Here is a 202-nt window from a genome sequence, read left to right on the forward strand (position 1 = left end):
TGATGCGCCCATCCACAGCAACGAGCACTGTTTAATCTAAGGAAGCCGCAATGAGTATTGGTGTCGAAGCCCTGTTTACGTCCGCGCTGGGACTGAAGTTTCCGTGGGAAGTGGTCAAGGTCGAGCTTGACACTGCCAAGCGGAGGATCGATTTCGAGGTCGCCTGCAACGCGAAACAGTTGCCTTGCCCTGCCTGCGGCGT

General features: G+C 56.4%; 1 pseudogene. It reads left to right on the plus strand.

From position 1 onward, the window contains the following. Positions 1–50: 50 nt before the first annotated feature. Positions 51–202, plus strand: a pseudogene (locus tag F1735_RS35435) (ISL3 family transposase); the annotation flags it as partial.

The sequence above is a fragment of the Massilia genomosp. 1 genome (assembly GCF_011682185.1).
Classification (GTDB): domain Bacteria; phylum Pseudomonadota; class Gammaproteobacteria; order Burkholderiales; family Burkholderiaceae_D; genus Telluria_A; species Telluria_A rubra.